The sequence below is a fragment of the Luedemannella helvata genome, from assembly GCF_039528415.1.
In the GTDB taxonomy this organism is placed as follows: domain Bacteria; phylum Actinomycetota; class Actinomycetes; order Mycobacteriales; family Micromonosporaceae; genus Luedemannella; species Luedemannella helvata.
On sequence record NZ_BAAALS010000002.1, the window covers coordinates 222,833 to 238,901 of the forward strand.

Below are 16,069 nucleotides of genomic sequence, written 5' to 3' on the forward strand. Positions count from 1 at the left end.
TCTGGCAGTGGGTGGGTGTCATCGCGCGGCCACCTGCCGGGCGATGCGGTGCACGAGCGTCTCCAGCGCGGAGTGCGCGCCGGTGCCCGGGCGCGGCTGCGGCCCACCGGCCTGGTAGCCGCTCGGTTGCGCCGCCCCGGTCGACGGCCGGGTCGCCGTCGAGCAGGCGGCGGTTCCCGCCGGTTCCGCTCGTACGCCGCTGTGTGACGGGTCCCGGGGCGGCTCCAGTCCGGTCTCGGACAGGCAGCGCTGCCTCAGTTGCTCCAGCGTGCCGCCCCGGTTGAACCGGGGCAGCTCCGCCCGGGTGGCGGCCAGCTCCGCGCGCAACGCCCGGGTGCGGTTGAGGTCGACGACGCCCGCGGCGTCCAGGACCACGCCGTACTGGCGGGCGCCCTCGACCGTGACGAGACCCCGCTCGACGTCGTGGCGCACCTGCTCCGGGTCGCGCTCGAGCGGGTCGCCCCAGCCCCCGCCACCCCAGGTGATGAAGTGCAGGACGTCCCCGGCCCGCACCACCAGATGGTCGCACTTGGCCGGTACCACCTGCCGCGATCCGTCGACCCGCTCCAGGATCTTCGTCCCGCGCTGGCCCGGCTCGCCGCCGAGGACGCCCCAGGGCTTGGTGAACCACCGGTCGTCGTGGATGGACACCTCGCCCGGTTCCAGGAACCGGTACGCCACCCGGATGCCGTTGCCGCCCCGGTGCAGGCCCGCGCCACCCGAGTCGGGAACCGACTCGTACGCCTCGATGCGCAGCGGGTAGTAGGCCTCCAGGTACTCGTTCGGCACGTTGGTGAACGACGGCCACATGGAGTGACCGTCGAAGCCGTCGCCGACGGGCCGGGCGGGGACGCCACCGAAGCCGATCTGGTAGAGCTGGAACCACGAACCCGAGCGGTCCAGGCCGGAGTACATCAGGTGCGGGCTGGAGGAGAACCCGGCCGCGCACAGGAAGTCCGGCTGGCACTGTCCGAGCAGCCCGGCGAGGACATCGAAGAGCCGGCCCAGCGCATGCGTACGGCACGACACGGCCGCCGGTCGCCGGGGCTTGAGCAGGCTGCCCTCGGGGATGCGGATGTCGACGAGCGGGTAGAACCCGTCGTTGAACAGGATCAGCGGGTCGACCGCCATGATGGTGTACACGCCGAAGAACATCCGCAGGACGTTCTCGTTGAGCAGGAAGTTGATCGACCCCTCGGCCTGGTCGCTGGTGCCGCTGAAGTCGAGGACGACCCGGTCGCCCTCGCGCCAGAGGGTGCACTTGATCCGGAACGGTCCCCCGCCGCGGCCGTCGTCGTCGACGAAGTCCTCGAAGGTGACCGGCTGCTCGGGGACGACGCGACGGAAGAGCTTCGCCATCGCCTGGCGGTTGCGCTCCAGCAGCAGGTCCAGTGTGGACAGGTACGTTTCCACGCCGAACCGTTCGCACAGTTCCCGCACCCGGGTCTCCGCCGTGCGGCAGGACGCCAGGACCGCGTTCAGGTCGGCCCGGTTCCAGCTCGGCAGCCGCACCTGGTTCAGGACGGTGTCGAGCAGCTGCTGGTCGAGCGTGCCGCCCCGGATCAGCTTCACCGGCGGGACGATGACGCCCTCTTCGTGGATGGACACCGCGTCGGTGGGCAGGCTCCCCGGCACCTTGCCGCCGACGTCGCTCATGTGCCCGAACATCGCCGCCCAGCCGACCAGCGCCTTGTTGTAGTAGATCGGCAGCAGGACCAGCCAGTCGTTGGCGTGGCTGATCGCGCCTTCACAGGCGTAGGGGTCGGAGGTGAAGAAGACGTCGCCCTCCTCGACCGTACCGTCGTAACCGGTGAGGAATCCGTCGATGAACGAGCCGAACTGGCCGGCCACCATGCGGCCGCGCCGGTCGGCGATCAGCGGGAACGCGTCGTGCTGCTCCCGGATGCCGGGTGACATCGCGGTCCGCATGACGACGGCGTCCATCTCGAAGCGGGCGTTACGCAACGCGTTCTCGACGATGTCGAGGACCGCGGTCTCGACCTCCACCGCACGCGCCGGCCGCGGCGTCTCAACAATGACCGCGCTCATGACAGCACCCCGTTCTCGGCTGGCAGGATGACCAGGTTGCCCAGCTTGTCGACGCGCGCGACGCAGCCGGGCAGGATGAGGCTGGTCGAGTCCATCTCGACGACGATCGCCGGGCCGGGCAGCTCGTTGCCGGCCCGCAGGGCGGTCCGGTCGTAGAGCAGCGCCTCCTGCCAGGCACCGTTGACGTACACCTGTTGCCGGCCCATCACCGCGCGCTGCGCGTCGGGGCCGCCGTGCTCGATCTCGACCGGCTTGATCTTCACGTCGCCGGAGGTGCCCACCGCGCGGATGTTGACGATCTCGTGCGGCTCGTCGATCGCGAAGCCGAACAACCGCTCGTGTGCCTCGTCGAACCCGCTGCGCAGCTTCGGGATGAGGGCGCCGTCGCGGGCCGTTCCCACGTCGACCGGGACCTCGAAGCCCTGGCCGTGGTAGCGCACGTCGGCCTCGAACCGCACGATCCGGGCGTCGGCCGGCACGCCGGCCCGGTCGAACTCCGTCTCGATCTGCCCGGCCAGGTCGGCGAACTCGGCCTGCAGCTGCTGCTCGTCGAACTCGTCGAGGCGGCGCACGATGGACCGGTTGGCCTCGGCCCGCACGCCCGTCGAGGCGTCACCGTAGGCGCACAGCACGCCCGGCGACTGGGGGATCACGACCGGCCAGGAGCCGAGGAGCTTGGCCAGGGCGTTGGCGTGCAGCGGGCCGGCGCCGCCGAACCCGAACAGCGCGAACCGCCGGGGGTCGTAACCGCGCTGCACCGAGACCAACCGCAGCGCGCCGAGCATGTTTTCGTTGACGATGTCGATGATCGCGGCGGCGGCCGCCTCCACCGAGATGCCGAGCTTCGTGGCCACCGTACCGACCGCCGTACGGGCCTTCTCGACATCCAGGGGCATGGCACCGCCGAGTAGCGCCTGCGGGAGGTAACCCAGCACGACGTTCGCGTCGGTGACTGTCGGCAGCACGCCACCGCGACCGTAGGTGGCCGGTCCGGGCAGGGCGCCGGCGCTGGCCGGACCGACCCGCAGCGCACCGGTCAGTTCGGGCACGTGCGCGATGGACCCGCCGCCGGCGCCCACCGTCTGCACGTCGATCGACGGTGCGCGCACGGCGAGGTCGGCCACGGTCGTCTCGCGCCGGATGACGGGAGTTCCGTTCTCGATCAGGGCGACGTCGGTCGACGTGCCGCCCATGTCCAGGGTGAGCAGGTCGCGGAAGCCGGCCGCCGGGCCGAGCGCCACCGCGGCGGCGACCCCTCCGGCGGGTCCACTCATCAGCAGGCTGACCGGGATGTCCTCGGCCCGCTCAAAGGTCATGAGACCGCCGTCGGAGCGGAGCACCCGGCGCTCACTCACGAGGCCCTCGGCGACGAGCTTCGCGCTCAGGTTTCTCAGGTAGGCCCCGACGCCGGGCCGGACGTAGGCGTTGGCGACCGTGGTCAGGGTCCGCTCGTACTCCCCCAGTTCCGGCAGGACACCAGCGGACGTGGACACCGGCACGCCGGGTGCCTCCTGCGCGGCGATCTCGGCGGCCCGCAGTTCGTGGGCGGGGTTGGCGTAGGAGTTGACGAAGCCGATGGCCAGGGCGTCCACGCCGCGGTCGACGAGCTGGCGCACGGCCGCCCGCACGGCCGACTCGTCGAGGGGTTCGATCTGGTTGCCCTGGAAGTCCATCCGGCCGGGTACCTCGCGGACGTCGTCGAGCGCGACCAGCTCGGCCGGCCGGTCCCAGACGATCCAGCCACCCAGCCCGCCGGGCACGAACGACCTCGCGATGTGCAGGACCTGCCGGTACCCGACGGTCACGACCAGACCCACCCGGGCGCCACGGCGTTCCAGGACGGCGTTCGTGGCCACCGTCGTTCCGTGCAGGAACTGGCTGACATCCGCCGCTCGTGCCGCGGCGTCGGCGAGGATGCGGGTCACGCCCTCGATGACGCCGACGGACTGGTCCTGAGGGGTCGAGGGCACTTTGGTCCGGCGGGTCTTCCCGGTCGCGTCCTCGATGAGAAGGACATCCGTGAAGGTGCCACCGACGTCAACTCCCAAGCGGTACATGTGTGCACGTCCTGCTTTCTCCGGTACGGCAACGACGGTCCATCGACCGGCGCGGTCTGCCACGGGCGATCCCGTCCGGGTGCTCCCGTCGACCCATCAGCAACGGGAGCACCCGGCGGGGCTCAGGAAATCGAAATGTCGTAGTAGTTCACGTGGCCCTGGGCGTGGCTGACGAACCCGGTCACGTTCTTCTTGAACACGTAGTACTTCTGGGAGTCGACCAGCGGAACGGCCGGCATGTCGCTCAGCATGAAGTCGTTCACCTGCTTCACGAGGGCCTCCCGCTCGGCACCCGGCTGCGTTTCCAGGATCTTGCGGGACAGGTCGTCGACGGTCGTGGAGCTGTAGTTCTGCAGGTTCGTCAGCCCACCGGTGGAGTAGAAGACCTGCAGGTAGTAGGCGGGGTCGGGGATCAGCGGGGTGCTCGTGGCCAGCCAGGACTGCAGCTTGCCCTCACGCTTGGCGGCGTCGAAGTCCGCGCCGGACGCGACGTTGTTGAGCTTCACCTGGATGCCCACCTTGGCCAGTTGCGACCGGACCTGGACCGCCACCTGCTCGCTGTGGGCTCCCACGTTGGCCGCGTTGTAGGCCAGTTCCATCTCGAACCCGTTCGCCAGCCCGGCCTCGGTGAGCAACTGCTTGGCCCGGTCGAGGTTGTGGGTCATGGGCGGGTCACCGGCCGGCGCGCCGAAGTCGTCGTGGATGAAGTCGGCGGACGCCGCCGCGAATCCCTGGTACGCGGAGTCGACGATCGCCGTCCGGTCCAGGGCGTAGGCGATGGCCTGCCGCACGCGCTTATCGTCGAACGGCTTGGACTTCAGGTTCGGCACGAGCACGTCGATGTTCGGGTAGAGCACCCGCTCCAGTCGGACATCCGTGTTCTTCTGCAGCGCGGTCAGCTGGTCGAAGCTCATGGAGGTGGCCACGTCGACCTGCCCGCTCTGGGCGAGCTGAAGCCGGTTGGACGCGTCGGCGACGCCGCGCACCACGACCTCGGTCACCTTCGGCGCCTCGCGGAAGTAGTTCGCGTTGGCGGTGAGGCGGACCTCCTTGCCGGGGTCGAACGACTTGACCTGGTACGGCCCGAAGCTGGCGCTGTTGCTCTCCAGCCACTTGTAGGCGAAGGGGTCGTCCGCCGTGGCGTGCTTCTTGGCCTCCACCGAGTCGTAGATGGTCATGAAGAACGTGCTGAGGATGGAGACGCTCACCGCGTTCGGCCGGGCGACGTTGATGACGAAGTTCTTGTCGTCGGTCACGGTGATTGGGTTCTCGATGTCCCAACCGCCGATCCCCATAAGGATTTTGGCGATCGGCACACCCTTGCTGTTGACCATCCGCTCGATGGACCACTTGACGTCCTCGGAGCTGATCACGTTGCCGAACTGGCTCTTGGCCTCGCGCAGCTTGAAGGAGATCTTCTTCCGGTCCTCGCTGAGCGACCAGGACTCCGCGAGCTCCGCCTCAAGCTGGTCGGGGGTCTGCAGCTTCGTGGCGCCGGCCTCGGGCTTCTTGAAGCGCACGAGGGTACCAGCGATGTTGGGTAGCAGGTCGATTGAGATGAAGCCCTGGTAGCGCTCAGAGTCGAGACTCGACAGGACCCCTGGGGCGGCGATCGTGAGTGTCTGGCCGCCAGCGGCGTCAGACGTGGGCTCATCGCTCTCACCACATGCGGCGAGGCCCAGGCTCGCTGCGACAAGCACAGCCACCGCCCGCCCACGCCAGGAACGCTTTGTCATGCCGGCACGCACCTCCACATTGTATGCAAGGTTCTCTATTTTGAGCAGAAAGCCCAGAGAAGCAGCCCCGTGGGAGGAGATAGTTGTATGCAATCCATCGCCTGTCAAGGGGTTGCGCCAGGTAGATGCTGAGTCTTCACGCAGGACGGCGGGCCAGGAACCGCCCGCCGTCCTGGCGGCCGACGAATCGGCCCCGTCGGGCGACCAGTTTTCCCCGCAGGTAGACCTCGTCCACGCGCCCGGGCACATGCCACCGCTCGAAGGGTGTGTAGTCGCAGTTCTGCGTCATGGTCTGGGCCAGAACGACCGAGGCGGCATCGGGGTCGAGCACGACGAGATCCGCGTCCGAGCCCCGACGGATCACGCCCTTTCTGGGGTACAGCCCGAACCGGCGGGCCGGCTCGGTAGCCACCACCTCGACGAACCGTTCGAGGCTCAGCCGCCCCGGCCGGACGCCGTGCCCGTACAACATCGGTACCCGGTGTTCGATGCCCGGCGCGCCGTTGGGGATGCGCCGGAAGTCGTCGGCGCCCAGTGTCTTCTGACCGGACATACAGAACGGACAGTGGTCCGAGCTGACAACCCCCAGCGCGTCCTCGCGCAGGCCCCGCCACAGCGCCTCACGGTGCTCCCGGCCGCGAAGAGGCGGGCTGACGACATACTTCGCCGCCTCGAACCCGGGCGTGTGGTAGAGCTCCTCGTCGAGCAGGAGATAGTGCGTGCACGTCTCGCCGGAGATCGGGCGTCCGGCCGCCCTTGCCTCGGCCACGGCTGCGGTGGCGCCCGCCGTCGACAGGTGCACGAAGTACAACGGAGCGTCGGCCAGGTTGGCCAACACGATCCCCCGGTTGACGGCCTCGACCTCGGTCTCGGGCGGGCGGGACAGCAGGTGCCCCAGTGGACCCGTCCTGCCCGCCCGCACCATCCGGTCGGCGAGGACGTCGATGATGTGGCCGTTCTCGGCGTGCACGCACAGCGTGGCGCCCAGTCTGCTCGACTCGGTCAGAATCGAGAACAACTGGGCGTCGTCGAGCATGGCCAGGCCCTTGTACGCCATGAACACCTTGAAACTGGTGATGCCGTCGGCCACCACCAGCGCCATGTCCGCGACAAGGTCCGGGTAGGGCGACGTCACCGCCAGGTGGAAGCTGAAGTCGATGGCGGACCGCCCCTCGGCCCGCCGGGCCCACTGGGCCAGGACGTCCGGCAGCCGCTCCCCGGGCCGCTGGAAGGCGTAGTCGATGTAGGTCGTGGTGCCGCCCACGGCGGCCGCCCGGCTTCCCGACGCGTGGTCATCCGACGTCGTGGCACCCATGAACGGCGTGTCCATGTGTGTATGCACATCGACGCCACCAGGGATCACGATCTTCCCGCGCACATCGACGATCCGGACATCGCCCGCGGCGTGAATGCGCCCGACCTTTTCGATGCGACCCGAATCGATGAGCACGTCAGCAGACTGGACGCCATCCTCTGCGACTACCGTTCCACCGGCGAGCACGAATCTCTGCGGCATACCTCTCCGTCCCAGCGCGGCGGCTAGCAAGCGTTAGATTGTATGCAAGTTATCGAGCGGAGACAAGAAACTTTCGCGTTACCCCTCGGACGGGCGTTCCGCGGGCCCGGTCGACAGCCGCCCGGACCGGGCCGGGCGGCGCGCAGCCCCGATTCCCGCGTGGAACGCGCCGCGCATCGGTGGCGGCCCGGTCCTTGCCAGCCGACCCCGGGCCGGGAAGCGATAGAGCGGGCCTCATGGCACATATTGCATACACATCTGTCGCGGGACCATCCATAAAGGAGATTCTTGATGCACCTTGAGCTGCGAAAACTCTGCTGGTCAGGATGTGACTCTAGACGGCCCTAGAAGGATTACATACAATCCTGTCCTCTACGTGAAGGGGCGGGCATGACGCATACCGGGCAGCGACGGATCACGATCGACCAGGTACCCCGACGGGTGTGGCGGGCCGAAGGCCTGCCGTTCGGACTGCTCACCCGGCACATCAACGAGGATCCGGAGACCGGCGCGCAGACGCTCATCGTCGACGTGCCACCCGGCTGGCGCATGCCGGAGCACTGGAACAGCGCCGACCTCGAACTGCTGGTCCGCGACGGCGACCTCGCCATCGCCGGGCGGCAGTGCGGACGCGGGCACTACCTGTTCCTGCCGTCCGGAACCGAACTCGGTCCGGTTTCGTCCGAACAGGGCGCTTCGCTGATCTTCTGGACCGACTCGCCGTTCGAGGTCCGGCAGGACGAACGGCCCGCGCCGTCGAAGCCGCTCGGTGAGACGGTCGACATCTTCGACACGACGAACTGGGTCCCGGTGCGGGAGGCCTTCGCGGGCGTTACCGACACCAGCAGCCACGGCGACCTCGAGGTGCCGACACAGTGCATCCGGCTCCGCAAGGTGGAGGAAACCGGCAAGGACACCATTCTGTTCGTCATGCCGCGCGGGTTCAGCAAGAAGGCGCTGGAGTTCCACCACAGCACGGAGGAGATCTTCTTCCTCGGCGGCTGGTGCGCCACGGACCCCGAACACGTCTATCAGGCCGGCGAGTACCTGTGCTGGGAGCCGGGCGTCATCCACGGGGTCGTCAGCGGCTGGGAGGCCATCTGCCTCTCCAAGCACCACGGCCCGCTGACCAGCCCGCAGATCCCGGTGGGGGCCTCGGGGATAGACGCCGAGCGATGACCGCCTTCCCGTCCGGTGCCCGCCGGATCGACCCGGCCCCGCACCGCATGGCATCGAACCGGCGCCCGGCCTTCGTCGTGCGGCGCGAGGACCTCGAGTACGAGTTGATCTCCTCGCTCAACCACAACCCCCATGACGAGGGAACGGTGCACCGACTCGTCGACCGGCAACTGCTCGGGGACCCCGACTGCGAGTTCCTCACCGGTGTCTACCGGATGGAGCCCGGGATGAAGCATCCGCTGCATCTTCACGCCGATTCGGCCGAGTTCTACTACGTGCTGTCCGGCACGGCGCTGTTCACCGTCGAGGGAGAGCAGTTCGAGGCCGGGCAGGGAACGGCGATGTACATCCCCGCCGGTGCGGCCCACGCGATCGAAACCGGCACGGCCGACACCATGGAGCTGCTGTACTCGTTCAGCACGCCCGACCTGAGCGGAATCGGGACCAAATGGCTCTGATCCGCACCCTGACACGGGACGGCTCGGTCCGTCCGGGTGACGTGACGCCAAGCATCAATCGACGGAGGAAATACGGTGCGCACCATTGACCATTGGATCGGCGGCGAGTCGGTCTCCAGCACCGGGTACGGGACGGTGTACCAGCCCGCGACAGGACAACCCCAGGCACAGGTCGCGCTCGGCGGGCCCGCCGAGGTCGACCGAGCCGTCGCCGCGGCGGTCAAGGCGTACGAGTCCTGGGGCGACACGTCGCTGTCCCGACGGTCCAAGATCCTCTTCAAGCTTCGCGACCTCGTGGAGCGCCATGAGGACGAGCTGTCCCGTTTGATCACCGCCGAGCACGGCAAGACGATCGAGGACGCGCGCGGCGAGGTGATCCGGGGCCGCGAGGTGATCGAGTTCGCCTGCGGCATCCCGCACCTGCTGAAGGGCGCCTACTCCGACCAGGTGTCCACCGGTGTCGACTCGTACTCGTTGCGCGCGCCCCTCGGGGTGTGCGCCGGCATCACGCCCTTCAACTTCCCCGTCATGGTGCCGATGTGGATGCACCCGATCGCCATCGCCTGCGGCAACACCTTCGTACTCAAGCCCAGCGAACGCGATCCCTCACCGTCGAACCTGGTCGCGCAGCTGTACGCCGACGCGGGCCTCCCGGACGGGGTCTTCAACGTCGTGCACGGCGACCGGGCAGCGGTCGACGCGCTGCTCGATCACCCCGACATCGCGGCGGTGTCCTTCGTCGGGTCCACCCCGGTCGCCCGGCACATACACCAGCGCGCCGCGGCCTCCGGCAAGCGGGTCCAGGCGCTCGGCGGCGCCAAGAACCACGCCGTCGTGCTGCCGGACGCCGACCTGGCCGAGGCCGCACGGCACATCACGTCCGCGGCGTACGGCTCCGCGGGGCAACGGTGCATGGCGATCTCCGCGGTGGTCGCGGTCGGATCGGCCGGCGACGAACTGGTCGACCTGCTGTCGAAGGAAACCTCGGCGATCGTGGTGGGCCCGGGCGACCAGGCGGACTCCCAGATGGGTCCGGTGGTCACCAGGGAGGCGCGCGACCGCATCGTCAGCGCCGTCGACGCCGCGCAGGAAGCCGGCGCCGCCGTGGTCGTCGACGGCCGGGGCCTGCGGGTGGACGGGCACGACGACGGCTTCTTCGTCGGCCCCTGCCTCCTCGACCAGGTGACGCCGCAGATGGACGCGTACCAACAGGAGATCTTCGGGCCGGTGCTGGTCGTCCTGCGGGCCGACACCCTAGACGAGGCCATCGGGATCATCAACGCCAACTCGTACGGCAACGGCACCGCGCTGTTCACCTCGGGCGGGCCTGCCGCCCGCCGTTTCGTGCGCGGCGTGACGGTCGGCATGATCGGCATCAACGTTCCGCTGCCGGTACCCATGGCCTACCACTCCTTCGGCGGCTGGAAGGCGTCGCTCTTCGGCGACACGCACGTCCACGGCACGGAGGGCGTGTCGTTCTACACCCGGGGCAAGGTCGTCACCACCCGGTGGCCGGAGCAGGCTGAGGCGTCCCGCCCGACACTTCACTTCCCCACCGCGTCCTGACGACACGGAAACCGGATTCCGGCCGCCTGCTCGGCGTACCGCGCCACCGCACCAGGGTGGTGTCGAGCAGGCGGCCGTCACCGTGTGCGGCGACACCGGCTCAGCGACCCGGGACAGCCGGTACGGTCGCGTCCGCGTCACCGACGATCGTGAACGATGCCCAGTCGACCAACGGTGCGCCCTGGTCACGGGCCGCGCACATGGCCTGGCGCAACGCTTCACCGATAGGCAGGCCCGCCCGCAGCAGGCCATGCATGTTGATCATCAGGTCGGCCGTGGCCGCGTCATCCACCGGCCACAGCGACACCACGACCGCACGCGCGCCGGCGCCGAGGAACGCCCGGGCGAGCCCCAGGGTGCCTTCGTGGGTGCTGTGTCCCCAGCCGGTACGACACGCGCTCAGCACCACCACCCGGCATGAGCTCAGGTCCGTCCGAGCAATGTCGTCGGCACGCAGGTAGCCGTCGTCCGCGTCGGTCGGGGTCAGGCACAGTGCTCCGGGCGTGACGCCATCGTCGGAACCGTAGAGTCCGTGGGTGGCGAAGTGGATCAGGGCCCGGCCGGGCATGCCCGCGAGCGCGGCACGCCGGGTGGCCCGCTCGCCGAGGAACGGCGACGCCCCGTACTCCGCGGCGACGTGGCGGGCCTCCCGCTCGGCATGGACCAACGGGGCCAGGCGCGGCACAGGTAGGCCGAGGGCGATCGGCTCTGTCGGTGCGGCCGGATTGCCGAAGACCAGCGGCGTCGCCTCCCGCGGCGGGACCACCGGCCGGCCGTCCAGCTCCGCGAACACGGCCACGGCCGGTACGACCGAAAGGGCCCACCGGTCGGCCAGGCACTGTCCCGACCGCAGGCGCAGCGCCCCGAACGGCACGCGATCCAGATCAAGGTCGGGAACGACGACCAGCCGGCGGGCCGGGCTGCGCCGCAACGCGCCGTCAAGTTGCCCGATGAGCACCTGGGACAACCAGTCCACCGCGCCGACGATCTCGTGGCCATCCATGATCGGCGTTGGCACGACCACGTCCCGGGTGAGCCCGACGAAGGCGTCGACTTCGGCCTGCGCGACAGCCATCCCCGGCGGGGGCGTCAGCTCGTCCCGGGCCGTACGCGCGTGCGTGATGCCGGTCGCGTCGACATACCAGGCCTGCAGCCCCATGCTGCCTTCGTCGTACGGGGTGTCGAACGACGGCACGGCGCTGTAGATCAGGAACCCCACGTGCCGGTCCGCGGCCAAGGCGAGGGCGGCGTCGGCGGTGAACCCGCGTGCCAGCGGATTGTGCCGCGCAGGCTCGTGTGCGCGCAGCCGGCGCAGCAGGCTCAGTCCGCGGGCCTGCTCGGCCGCTTCCAGCCCGCCGGTGACGTCTCCGTCCGCCAGCCGGCAGGCCTGCAGCAACCGGTACGTCATCGCCTGCTGCTCCAGGACGTCCACATACTGCCGGTCGTCGGTCACGGTCCGACGGAGGTCCTCCCAGTCCGCGATCGCCTCGACCAGGGCCGCCCGTCCACCCGCCAGGTCGCCGGCGGCCAGCGCCAGGCGGGCGAGGTTGAAGCTGGCCGCGCCGCGCCCGTCAAGGTCGCCACCCGACAGTCGCACGCCCACGCTCGCCCACGTGCGGGCCTCGTCGAACCGGGCCGCCTTGGCGTGGAGCATGGCCAGGTTGTTGGCGGCCCGGCCGGCCAGGTGTGACATGCCGAGGGCCAACTCCTGCTCGTGCACATCCCGGGTGGCGGCGATGGCGGCGTCGATGTCGTCGGAAGCCCGCGCGAGCGCCCAGGCCATGGTGGCCTCCAGGTACTGCTCGCGCAGACCGTACCTGTCACAGAGCGCCATCGCCCGCTCGGCCATGCGGATCGCGTCGGCGGTGTCGCCGCCGACACGGTGGATCCGCGATGCCGCGACGAGCGAGCTGAGTCGCAGCCTGTCGGCCATCCTGGGGTCCTCGACCCGGTCGGCGACGGCGACGGCCTCGGTGATGGCGTCACGCGCCGGGCCGTACTGCGCGAGCGCGGTGAGGGTGGTGGCGTGGTCGGTGAGCGCGGCAGCCAGTTGCAGAGGGTCGTCCGCGTCGCGGGCGAGCGCGACGACGCGCGTCGTGGCGCCCAGCGCCTCCACGGGGCGACCACAGTGGATCACCACGTTGGCAAGGATCCCGTAGGCGATGCACAACGTCTCCCGATCCGCGGCCGCCTCAGCCGCCGCGATCGCCTTCCTGGCGGTCACTTCGGCCTCCGACAGCCGGCCGAGCCAGTGCAACGCGTCCGCGACAAGCACCAGCGCCATGAGGCCGGCCTGCCGCTGCGGCGGCGTGACCCCCGTCGAGCGGCCAGACAGCAGATCCAGCGCGTGTTGAGCGGCGGACAGTTGGGCCGGCCGGTCCTCCATCAGCGCCGCCTGCCGGGCGGCCCGCACCCACAGCGAGCCGGAGATCACCGGATGCGTGTCCTCCCAGGCCACGGCCGCCTCCTGGTACGCGGCGAAAGCCTCCGCCCGCTGGCCGGACTCGTCCAGCGCCTCGGCTCGGCGGCGTGTGGCTATGGCACGAGCTTGATCGACGACCGATCGCCATCGGCTCGGCAACGGGGAAACCTCCTCGGCGGGCGGTCGGGCAGTTGCGACACGGTGGCCCGGCCGTGCGAGCGCGACCGGGCCACCGTGATGCTCGTTCTATCCCGAGATCTCGCTCGGCGGCTTCGGCCCGGTGTTGAGGTCGACGACCACGGTCGCCAGGACCTTTCCGTTCAGGTACACGGTCACCTGACGGCCGGCGCTGTCCAGGAGCGTCAACTCGGCGACGCTGCCGTTCTCCAGCGCGGATCGGATCTTGCCGAGAACCTCCTCGACGTCCGCGTCGTGAATGGCCCACTCCGACTGCCCGACGATGACGCGCTTGCGACTGGTACTCATGGCCTACGGTCCTCCTTCTGTGATGTTGGGGCGCGGGGGTACGAGGTGGTGCTGCGACGAGGAACGGTCAGCCGACGTCCTCGATCGCGTACGTGAAGGTGAAGTCCTGGGCCCGCACCGTGTTCTGCGCGGGAAGCCGTCCGACGCCGAACCGTTCGTGGGCGAGGAAGGTCGTGCGGTACAGGCCGATGCTGTCGCCGACCGCGCCGCGGAGGAGGTGGTACGCGGCGTTCACGACGATCGCGCTCGCGCTGATGGCAGCGACGGCGACCGCCACCTGAGGGGCCGCGGTCAGCATGCCGCCGAGCTGGGTGAACGCGGCCTGCACCTCGCCGTCGGTCAGCTTCTCCTTGAGGAGGTCACTCAGGGCGAGGCTGTCGGCGCTGTCGCGCGACACCCAGACGGCCAGATCGAGAAAGTCGGCGGCGCTGCCGTTGAAGATCTGCATCCGGTCGAGCGGCAGGCGCTGATCGTCACGGATGTTGTGGAAGCGCTCGGTGTGAGCCTCGCACGACGGCTGTCCGTCCGCGTCCCGCGTGAGCACCAGCGTGTCGATGCGGATGTCGGCGCTGCCGAACGCGCGGTTGCGGTGCACGACAAGGTCGGACAGCCGCACGGCGACCTTCTGCGGCGCCGCCGACCTCGGCACGAACAGGCGGAACGAGGGATCGGGCCGCTCATCGACCTGGAAGGTCGCCTCCTCGGCCACCGCCGCCCGCACCGGCAGGAGAGTGAAGTCGACGGTGTGCACGGCGTACCGGACGGACGGCCGGGGCTCGCCGGTCAGGTCGCGGTAACCGCCGGTGCGGATCTGGCCGACGACGTTCTCCAGGGTCGACCGGTAGCGGGTCGGCCCGGCGGAGCGCACTCCGTCGTTCTGGACGAACCACAGCTCGTGCGGTGCGGACATCAGGACGATCTGGATCGTCTCCGGACGGGGCTGGCTGCGGTCGAGCCCTTCGGGCCAGGTCAGCTCCGCACCCTGCAGCACACCGGTGAAGTCGTTGCCGCCGAACACGTACATCTTGCCGGCGTCCAGCCGCACGCCCGACGGCGCGGCGTTGGTCAGCAGGCTGATCCTGCCCGCCACGCCGACGTCCAGGACCGACAGGTAAACCGTCTCGGTGCCCTCGTTGCGCACCCGCAGGCAGATGCGCTGTCCGGTGGACACGATCGCACCGGACTGCTCCAGCGGCTCGAACTCACCGTTGTTGACCACACCGAACTCGATGGTGACGGGCGCGGCGAGCGCGTGCTGCGGGTCGTCGGACAGGCGGCGCATCAGCTCCGCCTGGGCGAGCCGTCGGAGGTTGGTCAGGACGCTGCTGATGCCGGCCGCGTCCGGCTGCTCGGGCGTGGTCAGCGGGCCGACGGCGTCGACGATGATGAGCCCGGCGGGGTCGGCCCGCACCTCGATCGGACAGGGCTCGCCCGTCTCCGCGAGGCGCACGTGGGTGCTCTGGACGATCGCCTGGCGCAGCTCGGCGACTCCCGCGCCGGCGACCGGGATCCGCACCGCCAGGGACGGCGCGGAGAGCCGGGTGGGATGGGCCCTGGCTCCCAGCGGTACGGACGCCGAGCGGACGTTCCGGCTCGGGCGCAGCGGGCCGTAGGCGGCGAGCGCGTCGACCCGATCGATCGTCACGTCGCCGATCCTGGTGGTCTCCTGCGGCTCGACGCTGTCCGCCGGCATGATCGTGAACTCGTCACCGACGCGCACGCCGAGAAGCGGACCACCCTTGAGACACACCCGGCCGTCCGCGCCCGACACGGCGGGCAGGGTGCCGATCGGGTCCGCCTCGACCGTGTCGAACAGCAGGCGCCGGCTCGGACCCTCCGCCTCGGGGCGTTGGGTGGGGACAAACAGGAGCACCCGGTCGCGGACCTGCTCGACCACCGTGGACCACGTGACGGGCAGAGCCCGGGCCTCGGCCAACGCCATCGTCAACGACTCGGTGAGGATGCCCATCTGCACCCCGTCCCGGTTGGCGTACTCGTACGCCGCCTGATCCGGCGCACACGCGACGACCCGGACCGCGTTCTGGTTTCCGGTAGGACTCCACCGGTCGAAGCGGGCACCGCGCGCCCGCAGCGACTCGAGGTGGTCGGCGACCATCTCGTACGACGCCGGTCGGGTCTGCGCCCGTACCCGCAGATTGCTGTCCCGCGACATCAGAGCGGCGTGGCAGCAGTCCAGGGTCACGGTCACGTTGCGTGTCTTCTGCGTGAGGCGGCCGAGCAGCACGGACAGCTCGATGGACGTGATGCCACGGAAGTCGCCCTCCGTCGAGGCCGCGTAGTCACTGGGAACGATGAACTGAAGGGCCGCGCGCGGCCAGATCGCCCGCTCGTAGTCGGGCGGTCGGCAGTATCCCCCGTGTCCGCTGTAGTAGACGAACACCGCGTCGTCGGCGCCCGCGTCGGCGATGAGTCCCTCGTACGCATCGAGGATTCCGGCGCGGCTGGCCTGGTCCCCCTCGCATCGCGCCACCTCGAAGCCCCACTGGCTGAGGGCGCCGTCCATCGCGTCCACGTCGTTGACGACACCCGTCAGGCCGCCGGTCTGCGCGCCGATGAGCAAGGCTCTGCGTGCCACGATC

General features: G+C 69.8%; 10 protein-coding genes. 3 read left to right on the forward strand and 7 right to left on the reverse strand.

Translation table 11 applies throughout. The features are described 5' to 3' along the window. Nucleotides 1-18 precede the first annotated feature (18 nt). The 4 genes from ABD191_RS03180 to hydA form a co-directional block, all read right to left on the reverse strand. Nucleotides 19-2,049, reverse strand: coding sequence for a hydantoinase B/oxoprolinase family protein (locus ABD191_RS03180; RefSeq protein WP_344076558.1), 2,031 nt, complete (start codon nt 2,047-2,049; stop codon nt 19-21). Continuing rightward, entirely contained in the window at nt 2,046-4,106 is a 2,061-nt protein-coding gene (locus ABD191_RS03185) for a hydantoinase/oxoprolinase family protein (RefSeq protein WP_344076560.1), read from the reverse strand. Before ABD191_RS03185 ends, ABD191_RS03180 begins: the two co-directional genes overlap by 4 nt. A gap of 122 nt (nt 4,107-4,228) precedes the next feature. Continuing rightward, a complete protein-coding gene (locus ABD191_RS03190; protein ID WP_344076562.1) occupies nt 4,229-5,842 on the reverse strand; it encodes an ABC transporter substrate-binding protein in 1,614 nt (537 codons plus the stop codon). A gap of 136 nt (nt 5,843-5,978) precedes the next feature. Next, a complete protein-coding gene (gene hydA / locus ABD191_RS03195; RefSeq protein WP_344076564.1) occupies nt 5,979-7,358 on the reverse strand; it encodes a dihydropyrimidinase in 1,380 nt (459 codons plus the stop codon). Between the two features lie 390 nt (nt 7,359-7,748). Between hydA and ABD191_RS03200 the strand changes: the two genes are divergently transcribed. The 3 genes from ABD191_RS03200 to ABD191_RS03210 all read left to right on the forward strand — a co-directional run bounded on the left by ABD191_RS03200 (nt 7,749) and on the right by ABD191_RS03210 (nt 10,561). After that, the gene (locus ABD191_RS03200; RefSeq protein ID WP_344076566.1) at nt 7,749-8,537 is read left to right on the forward strand and encodes a cupin domain-containing protein; all 789 of its coding nucleotides are present in this window, start codon (nt 7,749-7,751) and stop codon (nt 8,535-8,537) included. Then, the gene (locus tag ABD191_RS03205) at nt 8,534-8,995 is read left to right on the forward strand and encodes a cupin domain-containing protein (protein WP_344076568.1); all 462 of its coding nucleotides are present in this window, start codon (nt 8,534-8,536) and stop codon (nt 8,993-8,995) included. Before ABD191_RS03200 ends, ABD191_RS03205 begins: the two co-directional genes overlap by 4 nt. A gap of 75 nt (nt 8,996-9,070) precedes the next feature. After that, the gene (locus ABD191_RS03210; protein WP_344076570.1) at nt 9,071-10,561 is read left to right on the forward strand and encodes a CoA-acylating methylmalonate-semialdehyde dehydrogenase; all 1,491 of its coding nucleotides are present in this window, start codon (nt 9,071-9,073) and stop codon (nt 10,559-10,561) included. Nucleotides 10,562-10,661: 100 nt separating this feature from the next. Here the strand turns inward: ABD191_RS03210 and ABD191_RS03215 are convergent, their stop codons facing one another. From ABD191_RS03215 to ABD191_RS03225, 3 genes are all read right to left on the reverse strand, one after another. Continuing rightward, nucleotides 10,662-13,142, reverse strand: coding sequence for a CHAT domain-containing protein (locus ABD191_RS03215; RefSeq protein WP_344076572.1), 2,481 nt, complete (start codon nt 13,140-13,142; stop codon nt 10,662-10,664). 87 nt (nt 13,143-13,229) lie between these two features. Further along, complete coding sequence (locus ABD191_RS03220) at nt 13,230-13,469, reverse strand: hypothetical protein (protein ID WP_344076574.1); 240 nt, start codon at nt 13,467-13,469, stop codon at nt 13,230-13,232. 67 nt (nt 13,470-13,536) lie between these two features. Continuing rightward, nucleotides 13,537-16,065 carry a caspase family protein gene (locus ABD191_RS03225; RefSeq protein ID WP_344076576.1) on the reverse strand — a complete coding sequence of 843 codons (2,529 nt, stop codon included), beginning with the start codon at nt 16,063-16,065 and terminating at the stop codon, nt 13,537-13,539. Between the last annotated feature and the right edge of the window lie 4 nt (nt 16,066-16,069).

Coding starts and splice junctions, on each gene's coding strand:
- ABD191_RS03180 (WP_344076558.1), bottom strand. CDS start 2,049: ATGAGCGCGGTCATTGTTGAGACGCCGCGGCCGGCGCGTGCGGTGGAG.
- ABD191_RS03185 (WP_344076560.1), bottom strand. CDS start 4,106: ATGTACCGCTTGGGAGTTGACGTCGGTGGCACCTTCACGGATGTCCTT.
- ABD191_RS03190 (WP_344076562.1), bottom strand. CDS start 5,842: ATGACAAAGCGTTCCTGGCGTGGGCGGGCGGTGGCTGTGCTTGTCGCA.
- hydA (WP_344076564.1), bottom strand. CDS start 7,358: ATGCCGCAGAGATTCGTGCTCGCCGGTGGAACGGTAGTCGCAGAGGAT.
- ABD191_RS03200 (WP_344076566.1), top strand. CDS start 7,749: ATGACGCATACCGGGCAGCGACGGATCACGATCGACCAGGTACCCCGA.
- ABD191_RS03205 (WP_344076568.1), top strand. CDS start 8,534: ATGACCGCCTTCCCGTCCGGTGCCCGCCGGATCGACCCGGCCCCGCAC.
- ABD191_RS03220 (WP_344076574.1), bottom strand. CDS start 13,469: ATGAGTACCAGTCGCAAGCGCGTCATCGTCGGGCAGTCGGAGTGGGCC.